This window comes from Mycobacteroides immunogenum (assembly GCF_001605725.1).
GTDB classification, from domain to species: Bacteria; Actinomycetota; Actinomycetes; order Mycobacteriales; family Mycobacteriaceae; genus Mycobacterium; species Mycobacterium immunogenum.
This window is the reverse complement of sequence record NZ_CP011530.1, coordinates 1,681,672-1,695,397: the sequence shown is the minus strand read 5'-3', so window position 1 is coordinate 1,695,397 and position 13,726 is coordinate 1,681,672. Positions and strand designations below refer to the sequence as shown.

11 protein-coding genes are annotated in these 13,726 nt (G+C 64.5%); 7 read left to right on the top strand and 4 right to left on the bottom strand.

Translation table 11 applies throughout. The annotated features are described in order from the left end of the window. Nucleotides 1–16 precede the first annotated feature (16 nt). The 4 genes from ABG82_RS08360 (at nucleotide 17) to cysC (ending at nucleotide 5,049) form a co-directional block, all read left to right on the top strand. Entirely contained in the window at nucleotides 17–1,378 is a 1,362-nt protein-coding gene (locus ABG82_RS08360) for a sulfatase family protein (protein WP_043076000.1), read from the top strand. 76 nt (nucleotides 1,379–1,454) lie between these two features. After that, complete coding sequence (stf0, locus tag ABG82_RS08355) at nucleotides 1,455–2,258, top strand: trehalose 2-sulfotransferase (protein WP_043076001.1); 804 nt, start codon at nucleotides 1,455–1,457, stop codon at nucleotides 2,256–2,258. Continuing rightward, the gene (gene cysD, locus ABG82_RS08350; RefSeq protein ID WP_043076002.1) at nucleotides 2,255–3,172 is read left to right on the top strand and encodes a sulfate adenylyltransferase subunit CysD; all 918 of its coding nucleotides are present in this window, start codon (nucleotides 2,255–2,257) and stop codon (nucleotides 3,170–3,172) included. The genes stf0 and cysD overlap by 4 nt, the downstream gene beginning before the upstream one ends. Next, entirely contained in the window at nucleotides 3,172–5,049 is a 1,878-nt protein-coding gene (cysC, locus tag ABG82_RS08345; protein ID WP_043076003.1) for an adenylyl-sulfate kinase, read from the top strand. Before cysD ends, cysC begins: the two co-directional genes overlap by 1 nt. Before the next feature lie 23 nt (nucleotides 5,050–5,072). Here cysC and ABG82_RS08340 read toward each other — a convergent pair whose 3' ends face one another. Further along, nucleotides 5,073–5,414, bottom strand: coding sequence for a DUF732 domain-containing protein (locus ABG82_RS08340; RefSeq protein WP_043076119.1), 342 nt, complete (start codon nucleotides 5,412–5,414; stop codon nucleotides 5,073–5,075). Between the two features lie 157 nt (nucleotides 5,415–5,571). Between ABG82_RS08340 and ABG82_RS08335 the strand changes: the two genes are divergently transcribed. Continuing rightward, nucleotides 5,572–7,407, top strand: a complete 1,836-nt coding sequence (locus ABG82_RS08335; RefSeq protein WP_043076004.1) for an APC family permease — start codon at nucleotides 5,572–5,574, stop codon at nucleotides 7,405–7,407. A 14-nt stretch (nucleotides 7,408–7,421) separates the two neighbouring features. Here ABG82_RS08335 and ABG82_RS08330 read toward each other — a convergent pair whose 3' ends face one another. Beyond that, nucleotides 7,422–8,801, bottom strand: coding sequence for a cation:dicarboxylate symporter family transporter (locus ABG82_RS08330; protein ID WP_043076005.1), 1,380 nt, complete (start codon nucleotides 8,799–8,801; stop codon nucleotides 7,422–7,424). Between the two features lie 135 nt (nucleotides 8,802–8,936). Between ABG82_RS08330 and ABG82_RS08325 the strand changes: the two genes are divergently transcribed. Beyond that, nucleotides 8,937–9,680: an MmpS family transport accessory protein gene (locus ABG82_RS08325; protein ID WP_043076006.1), complete on the top strand. Its 744-nt coding sequence runs from the start codon at nucleotides 8,937–8,939 to the stop codon at nucleotides 9,678–9,680. Here the strand turns inward: ABG82_RS08325 and ABG82_RS08320 are convergent. Continuing rightward, on the bottom strand, nucleotides 9,677–11,050 hold the full coding sequence (locus ABG82_RS08320; protein WP_162269244.1) for an MFS transporter: 1,374 nt from the start codon (nucleotides 11,048–11,050) through the stop codon (nucleotides 9,677–9,679). The two genes, ABG82_RS08325 and ABG82_RS08320, sit on opposite strands and share 4 nt — an antisense overlap. Nucleotides 11,051–11,107: 57 nt before the next feature. On the opposite strand from ABG82_RS08320, the gene cmrA reads away from it, so the two are divergent. Continuing rightward, a complete protein-coding gene (gene cmrA, locus ABG82_RS08315) occupies nucleotides 11,108–11,911 on the top strand; it encodes a mycolate reductase (RefSeq protein ID WP_043076008.1) in 804 nt (267 codons plus the stop codon). 118 nt (nucleotides 11,912–12,029) lie between these two features. On the opposite strand, the gene ABG82_RS08310 is transcribed toward cmrA, so the two are convergent. Next, nucleotides 12,030–13,400 carry a sensor histidine kinase gene (locus ABG82_RS08310; protein ID WP_078343562.1) on the bottom strand — a complete coding sequence of 457 codons (1,371 nt, stop codon included), beginning with the start codon at nucleotides 13,398–13,400 and terminating at the stop codon, nucleotides 12,030–12,032. Between the last annotated feature and the right edge of the window lie 326 nt (nucleotides 13,401–13,726).

Sequence of the window (13,726 nt, the reverse complement as noted above, 5' to 3'; positions counted from 1 at the left end):
TGCGGAAGGGAGCACAGTGACCGAAGCGTCACGGGACAACGTTCTGATCGTCCATTGGCATGACCTCGGTCGCTACCTGGGCGTCTATGGGCACGCCGATGTATCCAGCCCGCATCTGGACCGATTGGCCGCCGAGGGCGTCCTGTTCACCCGCGCACATGCGACCGCACCGCTGTGTTCGCCGTCCCGCGGTTCTCTTTTCACCGGGCGATACCCGCAGAGCAATGGCCTTATCGGGTTGGCCCACCACGGCTGGGAATACCGCGCCGGGGTGCGCACGCTCCCCCACATCTTGTCTGGATCGGGCTGGCACACAGCACTGTTCGGAATGCAGCACGAAACGGCGTATCCGGCCACGCTGGGATTCGACGAGTACGACGTATCAAACTCGTATTGCGAATACGTGGTGGAGCACGCCTCCGCCTGGTTGCGCAATTCCCCCAGCGCACCGTTTCTCCTCACGGCCGGATTTTTCGAGACGCATCGTCCTTTTCCGCGTGAGCGCTATGAACCGTCCGACGCGGAAGCCGTCGACGTTCCCGGCTACCTGCCCGACACTCCCGAGGTACGCGATGACCTTGCCGAGTTCTACGGCTCCATCACGGTGGCCGACGCCAAAGTCGGCGAGCTACTGCAGGTCTTGACCGAGACGGGCCTGGACCAGAACACCTGGGTGGTCTTCATGACCGACCACGGTCCGGCGCTGCCGCGCGCCAAATCCACCCTGTATGACGCCGGCACCGGTATCGCCTTGATCGTGCGTCCGCCCCGCGGCCGCACATCCTCACCGCTTCGCTATGACGAACTCTTCAGCGGGGTCGACCTGCTGCCCACCCTATTGGGGCTATTGGGTGTCGAAATTCCCGAAGAGGTGCAGGGAGTTTCTCATGCCGAGAATATCCAGAAACAATCAGGCGAACTCCAAACAGTCCGTTCCGAGGTATTCACCACCAAGACTTATCACGATTCTTTCGATCCTATTCGAGCTATCAGAACAAAGAATTACAGTTACATCGAGAATTACGCACCCCGGCCGGTTCTGGACCTCCCCTGGGACATTGCCGACAGCCCGCCGGGCCGCGCTGTCGCCACGCACATCACCGGGCCCCGGCCCCACCGCGAGCTCTACAACCTCCAGACCGACCCGGAAGAGGCACATAACCTGCTCGGACTCGACGCCGACGCAGAGTCCGAAGCGGTCGCCAATGACCTCGCACTGCGCCTGAACGACTGGCGGGAGAAGACCCTCGACGTGATCCCGTCTGATTTTGCGGGCACGCGTATTTCCGAGCGGTACACCGAGACATTCCTGCGCATCCACGGCAGGCCCGGAGCTAACCGGTCCGCAATCGCGGACGAGCGCGGTATCGAACAATAGTTTTGTTCGCGGTGATTGCAATTCACGGCGAACCCAATTAGTCGAATACGAAACAATTGCGGTTAGGCTACTGCGCATGCCCGACCACCCCACCGCATATCTGGTGCTCGCGTCCCAACGCAGTGGCAGCACCCTGCTGGTCGAATCCCTGCGTGCGACCGGCGTAGCCGGTGAACCGCAAGAGTTCTTCCAGTACCTGCCCACCACGAGCCAGTCGCCGCAGCCGCGAGAATGGTTCGCCGACGTCCAGGACGAGTCGATCCTGCGGCTGTTGGATCCACTGGACGCGGGCAAGCCCGATTTGGCGCCCGCCACCATCTGGCGCGATTACATCCGCACCGTCGGGCGCACCCCCAACGGCGTCTGGGGCGGCAAGCTCATGTGGAATCAGACCCCGCTGCTGTTGAACCGGGCCGAGGGACTCCCCGACCGTTCCGGCCAAGGCCTGCTCTCCGCGATACGCGACGTTGTCGGCAGCGACCCCGTGCTGGTGCACGTGTACCGACCGGACGTTGTGTCGCAGGCAGTTTCGTTTTGGCGCGCGGTGCAGACGCGGGTGTGGCGCGGACGCCCCGACCCGGTGCGGGACGCACGGGCCGAGTACCACGCCGGCGCCATCGCGCACGTCATCACCATGCTGCAGGCACAGGAGGCCGGCTGGCGCCGCTGGTTCACCGAGGAGAACATCCAGCCCATCGACGTCTCCTACCCGTACCTATGGCGCAACCTGACCGAGGTGGTCGGCACGGTGCTGGAAGCACTGGGCCAAGATCCACGGCTCGCGCCGCCGCCGGTACTGGAACGGCAGGCAGATCAGCGGTCGGACGACTGGGTGGACCGATACCGCGCCGACGCTGAAAAGGAGGGGCTACCGCTATGACGACCATAGAAAACCCATTGCAGGTCAACGAGCTTCGGTTGTTGGAGGCCGAGGCGGTGCACATCATTCGTGAAGTGGTCGCCGAGTTGCAGCGCCCGGTGCTGCTCTTCTCAGCGGGCAAGGACTCGATCGTGCTGCTGAGGTTGGCAGAGAAGGCCTTCCGGCCGGCCCCCCTGCCCTTCCCGGTGCTGCACGTCGACACCGGGCATAACTTCCCCGAGGTCATCGAGTTCCGCGACCGGCGCACCACCGGACACGGACACAAACTCATCGTCGCCTCGGTACAGGACACCATCGACGCCGGCCGGGTGCCCGACCCGGGCCCGGGCGCCTCGCGCAACCGACAGCAGACCCGCACCCTGCTGGACGCCTTGGAAGCCGGAGGTTTCGACGCGGCGTTCGGTGGCGCCCGGCGCGATGAAGAACGCGCCCGCGCCAAGGAGCGCATCCTGAGCTTCCGCGACGAATTCGGCCAGTGGGACCCGAGGGCGCAGCGGCCCGAACCGTGGTCGCTGTACAACGGACGCATCCGCAAGGGTGAACAGGTCCGCGTGTTTCCGTTGAGCAACTGGACCGAGCTGGATATCTGGCGCTACATCCAGCTGGAAAACCTTGAGCTGCCGTCGATCTACTACGCACACCAACGCGAGGTCTTCGAACGGGACGGCATTCTGCTGGCCACCTCCGAGTACGCCACCCCGACGGGCCTGGAGAGGGCCGCCACCGAATGGGTGCGCTACCGCACCGTCGGCGACATGACCATCACCGGCGCCGTCCGCTCGCAGGCCACCGAGATCGAAGGGGTGATCGCGGAGATTTCCGTGGCCACCGTCTCCGAACGTGGCGAGACCCGTGCCGACGACCGCACATCCGTGGCCGCCATGGAAGACCGGAAACGAGAGGGCTACTTCTGATGAGCACCCAGACCGCGGTGGACACCCGCCAACTGCTGCGTATCGCCACCGCCGGCTCGGTGGACGACGGCAAGAGCACGCTCATCGGGCGGCTGCTGCACGACACCGACAGCCTGCCGGTCGATCACCTGGAAGCAGTCACCGATGAAGAGGGCGTAGCCGACCTGGCCGCGCTTTCGGACGGCCTGCGCGCCGAACGCGAACAGGGCATCACCATCGACGTGGCCTACCGGTTCTTCTCCACCGAGAGCCGCAGCTACATCCTGGCCGACACTCCCGGGCATGAGCGCTACACCCGCAACATGTTCACCGGCGCCTCCAACGCGCATGTGGCGATCCTGCTGGTCGACGCGCGCGCCGGGGTATTGCGGCAGACCCGCCGCCACGCCCGCATCGCAAAGCTGTTGGGCATCAAACACTTCGTGGCCGCCGTCAACAAGATCGACTTGGTCGATTTCGACGCGCAGCGGTTCGCCGAAGTCGAGCGCGAACTACATCTGCTGGCCGACCGGCTGGGCAAGGTCGACATCACCGTCATTCCGCTCGCCGCCAAGCATGGCGACAACGTGGTGCACCGCTCGGAGAACACATCGTGGTACTCCGGTCCCACCCTGCTCGAATACCTCGAAAACGTTGAGCTTTCACCTCCACAGCCGGAAGCCGCCAAGCTGCGCCTGCCCGTGCAGTGGGTCTCGCGGCCCACCGCCGATCAACGTCGCCGGTATACCGGCCGCCTGGCAGCGGGCACGCTCAGCGTCGGCGATTCGGTGGTGAATCTGCCGTCGGGCACGCGCTCCACTGTCACGGTGGTGGACACCCTGGACGAAAACCGTTCCACCGGTGTGGCTCCGCTGTCGGTGTCGATCGAATTGGCCGACGACATCGACGTGGGCCGTGGCGATGTGCTGGTGAGCGGTGCCGAAGACGCGGTGTTACCGGTGCTGGCACGCGAGATCGATGCCACGGTCTGCTGGTTCACCAACGGGCCGCTGCGCGCGGGTGATCGGCTGGCGCTCAAGCAGGGCACCCGGACCGTGCGCGCCACAGTTCAGGCTCTGCACACCCGGCTGGACCCGGAGACGCTGGATGAGCTCGATGGTCCGGTTGAATTGGCGCTCAACGACATCGGTGCGGTGACTCTGCGCACCAGTTCGGTGGTGGTGGCTGATTCCTATGCCGACAGCCGCGACAGCGGGGCCTTCATCCTGATCGATGAGGCCTCCAACGACACCGTCGGCGCCGGCACCATCACCGAAGCGCGCGAGGTCAAACCGGAGACCCACTCGCGCACCGACATCCGCTGGCACCCGTCGGCGCTGGACCGCGAATACCGTTGGGACAGCACCGCGCAGCGCGGTGCGATCATCTGGTTCACCGGCCTGCCGGCCTCCGGGAAGTCGACCATCGCGGTGGCGGTGGAACGCGCACTCGTGGAGTCGGGTCAGGTCGCGTATCTGCTCGACGGCGACAACCTGCGCCATGGGCTATCCGATGACCTGGGGTTCTCCCCCGGCGACCGTGCCGAGAACATCCGCCGGGTGTCACATCTGACGCGGCTGTTCGCCGATTCCGGCGTGGTGGCGCTGGCGTCATTGGTGTCACCGCTGCGCTCCGACCGCGAGACCGCGCGCAGCATCAACGCGGCGGCCAAGTTGCCGTTCATCGAGGTCTATATCTCCACGCCGCTGGCCGAATGCGAAAAACGCGACCCCAAGGGTCTGTATGCCCGTGCCCGCGCGGGTGAGCTGAAGGGTTTGACGGGTGTAGAAGCACCCTACGAAGCCCCGGAAAATCCTGAGCTCGTCCTGGATACCACCGGGGCGGATATCGACGAGCTGGTCGCTCAGGTACTCGACGTTCTTAACCGCGCTCGCTGAGCGCGGTTAAGAACGCACCGGATTTAGGTGTGGCTGGCTGCGCGCTCCAGAACGGGGCGCTGCTCCGGGCAGTACTCATCGATCGAAGCGGACAGGAACTGCCACTTCTGCTCGGTTGAGCTGTGCCGGTCGAGATTCTTGGCTAGGAACTCGGTGGACTGGTAGGCGTCCTTGTCCAGGCCCGTGTCCAGGCGATGGCACGCGATCTTGCCGAGGTAGGCAGTCTTGTCCGGCGGCGCGTAGATGCCGTAGGAGTGCAACGTCTGGTTGAAGCTGACATCGTCGGCGTGTGCCGGGGAGGCCATGGCGATCGCCGCAGCACCCGCACCCATCGCGATCATCGCAGTAAGGCTGAGTCCCTTCATGCGGGTGAGTCTACATCCGTTGACCTCACGGGACATAGGTTCACGAATGTCATCGTGATTGACACCACTATCGCCCACTCCGGCACTGCCCTCTGGGGCGCCTCAAGATTCCGTAAAGAACCACGAAAACAGCCATATCTGTGCCTATCCTCCCCCGGTGGTGTCCGCCCCTCCCGTCAAGCCCAAACCGCAGCGCGTCGCCGACCCTCGGCTGCGCCGCGTTCTCAAGGACGACGCGCACAAGCTGACCGCTGTCGGCGGGCTGGCCGCGCTGTCCCTCGACGCCCTGTCCTCCGTCGCCTACGGCCCCGAGGCCATCGTGCTGGCACTGATCGCGGGCGGCGTCGGCGCCATCACGTTCACCCTCCCGGTGGCTATCGCGATCACGGTGCTGTTGATCGTCTTGGTGTTCTCCTACCGCCAGGTGATCGCGGTACACCCCGAGGGCGGGGGTTCATACGCGGTCGCCAAGAAGGACCTGGGCCGGGGCGCCAGCCTGGTGGCGGCCGCGAGCTTGGTCGTCGACTACGTGTTGACCGTCGCGGTCAGCCTTGCCGCCGGTGCGGCGAGCCTGGCGAGCGCCTTTCCCTCGCTGGCGCCGCATCTACTGTCCATCACGTTGATAGGGCTGGCGATCCTGACAGTGATCAACCTGATCGGCATCAGCGAGTCCGCCAAGGTGTTGATGCTGCCGACACTCTTGTTCATCGTCTGCATCATCGCGGTGATCGTCTTCGGGCTGATGCACTCCACGCCGGTCGCCGTCATCGGTAAGGACCTCGGCCCGGTCGAGCCGGTGAGCGCGCTGGGAATCATCTTGGTTCTCAAGGCCTTCGCGGCCGGCTGCTCGTCCCTGACGGGAGTCGAGGCCATCGCCAACGGCGTTCCCGCGTTCAAAACCCCCGCCATCAAACGTGCGCAAAACACCGAGGTGGCCCTCGGAATCCTCCTGGGCGTCATGCTGATCGGGCTCAGCGTCCTCATCAAGGCGCACCATGTGGTTCCCCGCGGCGACGTCACCATTCTCGCGCAGCTGTCCGCCGCGGCGTTCGGCACCGGATGGCCGTTCTATGTCACCAACGTGACGGTGGCCCTGATCCTCGGGTTCGCCGCCAACACCAGCTTCGGCGGACTGCCCGTGCTGATGAGCCTGCTGGCCAAGGACGACCGCATGCCGCATCTGTTCGGTCTGCGGGCCGAGAAGCCGGTCTATCGCTACGGTGTGGTCGCTCTGGCGCTGTTCTCCGCGATCATCCTCATCGTCAGTGACGCGGACACCCATCGACTGCTCCCGCTCTTCGCCATCGGCGTCTTCATCGGATTCACCATCAGCCAAACCGGATTGGTCAAGCACTGGTTTGGCTGCCGTACCCCCGGCTGGCAGTGGAAAGCCGCGCTCAACGGGTTCGGCGCGACGCTATCGGCCATCGCGATGGTGGTGTTCTTCGTCAGCAAGTTCACCGAGGGCGCCTGGGTTCTCCTGCTCATCATCCCCTCGTTGATCCTGCTGTTCGGACGCACCGAGAACTACTATCAGGGCGTCAAACGGGAACTGGCCCTAGACGAATTGCCTGCCCTCACCCCCAACCCACCCGATCAGACGCCACTGGTGATCGTGCCGATCGACGACATCAACAAGCGCACCGTCCAGCTCTTGGAGGCGGCGCTGCATCTCGGGGGCGAGGTGGTGCCGGTCATCATCAGCCGCACGGACCAAAAGGCCGAAGCGATAACCAAGCGCTGGGCCGAATGGAACCCGGGACTAGAACTCATCGTGCTGCCCACCAAGCACAGGTCGCTGGTCACTCCGCTCGTCGAATACGTCAAGAAGCGCCAGTGCGACGGGCGCCAGGTGACCGTGCTGATCACGGAGATCAAGACCAAGCGGCGCTGGCACCAGATCCTGCACAATCAGACCGGAATCGTGTTGACGGCCAATCTCATTGACCGCACCGATGCGATCGTCGCGAACTACCCCTATCGGATGAACTGACTTCCGCGCAGGCATCAACCGGCCGTTTGCGCGGGCACCTTCTCCTCGGCGGTGTCACCGGCGTGGTCGTCGAGCATGGTGGTTTCATCGAACGGATCGGCACCTGAGAGCACTGCCTTGATCTGATCGCGATTCAGGGTCTTGGTCCATGTCGCGATGAGGAGCGTGGCCACCGCGTTGCCGGAGAAGTTGGTCAGCGCCCGCGCCTCGGACATGAATCGGTCGATGCCGACGATCATGCCGACACCGTCAACCAGATCCGGGCGATGACTTTGCAATCCGCCCGCCAGCGTGGCCATCCCGGCACCGGTCACGCCTGCCGCACCCTTGGAGGCGATCATCATGAACGCCAACAGTGAAATCTGCTGCCCCACCGACAGCGGCGCACCCATGGCATCTGCGACAAACAAGGCGGCCATCGTCAGATAGATCGCGGTGCCGTCCAGGTTGAACGAATATCCCGTCGGGACAACGATTCCCACCGTGGACTTGTCGACGCCCAGATGAGTCATCTTTGCGATCAGCCGTGGCAGCGCCGATTCGGAGGACGAGGTCGACACGATCAGCAGGTATTCACGCGCCAGATAGCGCACCAGCTTGAAGATAGACACCCGCGATACCGCCCACAACAACGCGCCCAACACACCGAAAATGAAGATCACACAGGTCACGTAGAAACCGAGCATCAGGGTGCCCAGCTCCTTGACGGCGTCCCACCCGGTTTGGCCCACCACATTCGCGATAGCGCCGAAGGCGCCGATGGGCGCCAGCCAGAGCACCATGATGAGGACCTTGAAGACCAACTTCTGCAGCATCCCGACACCGCGGACGATGGATTCGCCGGTCGATCCGAGCGCCTGCACCGCGAAGCCGACCAACAACGCGATGAACAGCGTCTGCAGCACGCTGCCGGATGTCAGTGCCGAGAACATGGTTTCCGGCACAATCGATTTGATGAAATGCCAGGTTCCGCCGGCAGCGTGCGCCTGGTCCGCATATTTGGCTCCCGCGCCCTGGTTCGCCCCGGAAAGGTGCAATCCCGTGCCGGGGGCGAGCAGATTGCCGACGACGAGCCCGATCGCCAACGCGACGGTCGACATTGCCAGGAAATAAACGAACGCCAGTCCGCCGACGCGCCCCACGCTTGCTGCCTTACGCACCGATCCGATACCCAGCACGATCGTGCAGAAGATGACCGGGCTGATCATCATCTTGATAAGGCTGACGAATATCTCGCCCAGCACTCCCACCGACTTTCCGAACCCGGGCCACAGCATCCCGACGGCCACGCCGAGCACCACCGCGACAATGACCGCGATATACAGCCAATGCGTGCGATCCTTGTGCTTCTTGGGTGGTGTGCTCTCGGAGGCCGGTGATTCGGTCACTGTCATGGCCCCTATCGTGCCGTACGGTGACCGGGATCACAGCCCAACGACACCATTCACCCGCGCGTGGCGACTTACCACCGAAAACACGGCCGACGTGCTTTCACCTGCATTGATAGCTTGACGGGTACCCTGACGGCCATGGACAGCAACCGCCGCGACGACGCGGCCGCCCCGGGCGGCTCCACGTCATACGGTTCGTGGTCGCAGTCCAGCCAGCCGTTGGACTACCCCGAAGACCCTGCCTACGCGTCACAGGCATTTGAATATCCCGCGCTCTCCGGCACCGCCCAGCCGAACCAAACGGCGGTGCTGCCGCAGCAGTACGGGCAGCAGTACGCGTCGTACGGCCCCCCACCCAAAGATCCCGAGCCGCCACGCCGGTCGAACACCTTCTGGTTGTGGGTAGTGGGAATCGGCGCGCTGGTGGTCATCGTCGCGCTGATCATCACCTTGGTCGTATTGATTCGGCGCGAGGACGAGCGGCCGCCCACTGTCGTTTCCACGCCGCCCACCCGCACCTCGACGACCACCGCGCCCAGCCGGCCAACCATCCCGCCGATTCCGAGCTTCACCATTCCCCCGATCCCGGTGAACCCACCCACGCAACGCGGCCAGGCCGCGACGGAGAGCGTTGTCTATGAGGTGGGCGGCCACGGGCCCGCCCTCAACGTCACCTACTTCGATGCCAGCGGTTCGCTGCAAATGGAGTTCAACGTCAAGCTGCCCTGGCGCAAAGAGGTCAAGCTGAACACCGAACAGGTGACCAACGCGGTGGTGATCGCCGCCGATTTCTCGCACGACGTGTCCTGCACGCTGCTGGTCAACGGGGCGCAGAAGAGCGCCACCTCCGGGAAGATGGCGACCTGCAGCACCCTGGGCTAGCCCGCGTCGCTGACGATTCCAGCGCGGGCAGGGTCATAGCGCGGAACCTTGACAAGGATCACCGCCACCATGCCCAGCCCAATCATCAATACGGGACCGGCGATGCCCGCCCTGGTGGCATGAAACAGCAGTGCAAACGTGGCGAACAGCCATGGGCCGACGAAGGAGACCGCGCGTCCAGTCATCGTGTAGAGGCCGAAGACGAAGGCCTCTCGTCCCGCCGGCGCCATCCGCAGCACCAGTGTGCGCGCCGCCGACTGCGGCGGACCGACGAAGGCCGCGATGGCGAGCCCGCAGACCCAGAACGCGGGCTGACCCGTGAGGAACATCATCAGGATGCCGAGGCTAACGATCACGGCCAGTGATCCGACGATGATTCCCTTGGAACCCAACCGGGTGTCGAACAGGCCCCCCACGATCGCGCCGACCGCCGCCATCACGTTCCCGGCCACGCCGAACAACGTGATGTCGGCGCCGGACAGGTGGAACACCCCATTGGCGATCACGGGGGTAAGTGCGAACATCGCGACCATTCCGTCGCGGAAGATCGCGCTGGCGGCCAGGAAATAGATGATGCGTCGATCCAGGTGCCACTGCTCGACCAGATCCCGCCACAGCTCCCGATATACCCCGAGTACACCGGGCGAACTGGCTGGCGGCGCCCCGGGATCTGCCCGCGGCCGGGTGAGCACCAGCGGCAAAGCGAAGACGGCGAACCAGGCGGCCGCCAGCAAGGCCGACACCCGCACGTCGTACCCGTCGGAGGCGGGCACATGGAACAGACCGCGAGTCGGCCCATCGCCGGAGATGAAACCCAAGTAGCAGACCAACAGAACCAGGACACCACCGATGTACGCGGCCGCCAGGCCCAGCCCCGAAACCCGGGAAGCGTTGGCCGGTGTGGTCAGTCCGTGGAGCATCGCGTTGTAGGGCACCTGGGCCAGCTCGTTGAACACCGAACCCGCGCAATACAATCCGAGACCCAACCAGAGGTATCGATTGTCCTCACGAACCATGCTCATGGCGGTGGCGATCAACACCACCAGCGTGGTGAGGGTGCCCAGCGCAACGCGGCGCCGCTGCGGAGTGTCGGCCCAGACTCCGATCACCGGCGCCAACAGGAAGACGAGAACACCGCCCAGACCCATCATCCAGCCCAGCAGACCCTGCGGCACACCGTCGGGCATGCCCGCACCGACGCGGCCGGTCAGGTATGGCGTGAAGATGAACATCACGATGACGGTGTTGAAGGCCGCAGAACCCCAGTCGAACGCCGCCCACGCGGCTATCCGGCCACGCGAGGTGGGGGTGTCTACTCGTCGACCGGGTCCCGGGTCTTGACGCCCCATAGGCTCTTCGACCCCAGGCATACTCATTGCCGACCAGCGTAGCCTGGCCCCAAATCGGCAACCTTTACGATTGGCCTCATGCCGATACCCGCACCAAGTCCCGATGCCCGCGCCGTCGTCACCGGAGCCTCCCAGGGGATCGGGGCGTCGCTCGCCGAAGAGCTTGCCGCCCGCGGACACAACCTCATCATCACCGCCCGGCGCGGCGAAATTCTCAACGATCTCGCCAACAGCCTGACCGAGAAGACAGGCGTGATCGTCGAGGTACGTGCCGTTGACCTGGCCGACCCGGGTGCGCGCGACACGCTGTGCAAAGAGCTCTCCGAGCGCAACATCTCGATCCTGTGCAACAACGCCGGAACCGCGACATTCGGGCCGATCCGCGGCCTGGACCCCGCCGAAGAGCGCAAGCAGGTTCAGCTCAATGCCGTTGCAGTGCATGACCTTACGCTTGCGGTCCTGCCCGGCATGCTGGAACGCGGCGCCGGCGGCATCCTGATCTCCGGTTCGGCGGCCGGCAACTCCCCGATCCCAAACAACGCCACCTACGCGGCCACCAAGGCCTTCGCGAACACCTTCTCCGAGTCGCTGCGGGGCGAACTCAAGGGCACGGGTGTGCATGTCACATTGTTGGCCCCCGGGCCGGTGCGCACCGTCGAACCCGATCCCGCCGAGGCATCGATCGTGGACAAGGTGGTGCCGGACTTCCTGTGGATCAACGGCGAGTACACCGCACGCGTCTCACTGGATGCGTTGGACCGCAACAAGATGCGCGTCGTCCCCGGCATCACATCCAAGGCCATGTCGGTGGCGGCGGGCTATGCACCGCGCGCCATCGTCGCCCCGATCGTCGGCAGTTTTTACAAGAAGCTCGGCGACTAACCTCGCCCCGCAAGTCCAACAGCGCGGCGTGGGCCGTCTCGACCCGCGCCGGGCCCAATTGCCGAGAACCCGACGTTGCCGCGAGCCGCTCCGCTTCGCGACTTTCCCGAGAGCCGAGTCACCGGCTATGCGGCAGATGAACGGTGACGACTGTGCCGCCACCGCAACGGTCACCGATACCGATCGTTCCAGCATGTGCCCCAACAATCTCAGCAACGATCGCCAGTCCAAGCCCGGTGCCGCCGCCGTGTCGGGAACGATCGGCGTCTAAGCGTACGAACCGTTCGAACACCTTGTCGCGGTCAGCCTCTGGGATTCCGGGCCCATCGTCGTGCACCTGCAGATAGGCGTGAGCATCGTCGCCACTCACCTTGATAAATACCTCATTGGCCGCATGTCGGACCGCATTGTCTACCAGGTTACGCAACACCCGCGAAAGACCCTGTGCATCGCCAGTCACCCGCACAGCGGCTAGCTCGCACGAAACCTTCAGCCCAGTGTGCTGTTTGAGCCGCTGAACCTCCGCCGACACTAAATCATCGAGATCGACGTCCGTGCGCCGCATCGGCAAACCGTGTTCATCGGCACGCGCCAGCAGCAACAGATCCTCAACCAAGTGCTGCATACGGCGCGCTTCTGGCAGCAACGTGCAGTGCACCATCTGCGTGTCGAAGCGTTTCGGATGCGCCGCCGCAATCTCCAACCCAGAAATCACAGTCGCCAGCGGGCTCCTAAGCTCGTGGGAGGCGTCGCCGACAAAGCGTTGCTGGGCAGTGTGGCCGGCCTGGATCCGCGCCAGCATGTCATTCATCGTGACCGCCAACGCCGCCATCTCGTCAGAGCCACCGGGCACCGGAACCCGCTCAGCGAGATCAGAAGCACTAATCGCCGATACCCGCGAGCGGATCGCATCCACAGACCGCAGCGACCGCCGCACCAACAGGTACGTAGCCCCGCCAGCCACCACGGCCACGATCGGAGCCGTGACCGCGAGCATCACAGCCACAGACGAAACCATCGACTCGGCAGGTTCAATCCCACCACCCACCAGCACGGTGTAGCCGCCTCTACGACCACTGACCGTTGCGGTGCTCACGCGTACCTCTTTGTCGGAGGTCAGCGGAGCTTTGGCCTCCGATCCCGAACGGCGCACCACCGCGCCATCGCTGCGGAGTACTTGGACGGCCACAACACGCTGATCGGTTGCCAACAGAACTGATTCGAGCTCGTCAGGCGGCTCCTTGTGCAGGCGCTCAGCCACGGCCAGCGCCCGCGCCCGGGCAGCGTGGTCGACATCCTTGATCATCAACTCGTACAGCGCCGCCACCGATATCACACCGACGGTCACCAGACCGGCAAACACCGCGATCCCCGAAATGAACGCCGATCGAATAGCGATGCTTCCCCGCCAGCGCCGGAGGGCACGCCATGCTGCCACTGACACGATGCGAATCCGGCTATGCGCCAGCATGTTCGTCACTGCGGGCATCGTCCCCGCAGACTAGGGGCGCATCGCCAACGGCCGGCATGCCGCCGTCCACCCGTTCATCGAATCGCGACTGAACATGGCCGTGCCCTGTGTCCAGTTCAGTGCCGACCCAAACCCCAGCGCCGAAGATCAATCCCGGTGCGATGATCGCCGCCGCAGTGGCCCCCGCGATCATTAAACGGTCTCGGGTGGCGCGGCCTTTCCCGCCACATGGTGCGGGAACGGTTCCTCGGATGTCTGTCACCGGAATTGATGTAGGCGCCTGAACTGATACGACCAGTGGCTCCGTGGACGGTGGGGTGGGATCGTTCGGCTTCTCGCTGGGC

What these genes read in the sequence shown, in the direction of transcription:
- stf0 (WP_043076001.1), top strand. Translation starts at nt 1,455, where the DNA reads ATGCCCGACCACCCCACCGCATATCTGGTGCTCGCGTCCCAACGCAGT.
- cysD (WP_043076002.1), top strand. Translation starts at nt 2,255, where the DNA reads ATGACGACCATAGAAAACCCATTGCAGGTCAACGAGCTTCGGTTGTTG.
- cysC (WP_043076003.1), top strand. Translation starts at nt 3,172, where the DNA reads ATGAGCACCCAGACCGCGGTGGACACCCGCCAACTGCTGCGTATCGCC.
- ABG82_RS08340 (WP_043076119.1), bottom strand. Translation starts at nt 5,414, where the DNA reads ATGAAGGGACTCAGCCTTACTGCGATGATCGCGATGGGTGCGGGTGCT.
- ABG82_RS08330 (WP_043076005.1), bottom strand. Translation starts at nt 8,801, where the DNA reads ATGACAGTGACCGAATCACCGGCCTCCGAGAGCACACCACCCAAGAAG.
- ABG82_RS08325 (WP_043076006.1), top strand. Translation starts at nt 8,937, where the DNA reads ATGGACAGCAACCGCCGCGACGACGCGGCCGCCCCGGGCGGCTCCACG.
- ABG82_RS08320 (WP_162269244.1), bottom strand. Translation starts at nt 11,050, where the DNA reads ATGCCTGGGGTCGAAGAGCCTATGGGGCGTCAAGACCCGGGACCCGGT.
- cmrA (WP_043076008.1), top strand. Translation starts at nt 11,108, where the DNA reads ATGCCGATACCCGCACCAAGTCCCGATGCCCGCGCCGTCGTCACCGGA.
- ABG82_RS08310 (WP_078343562.1), bottom strand. Translation starts at nt 13,400, where the DNA reads ATGCCCGCAGTGACGAACATGCTGGCGCATAGCCGGATTCGCATCGTG.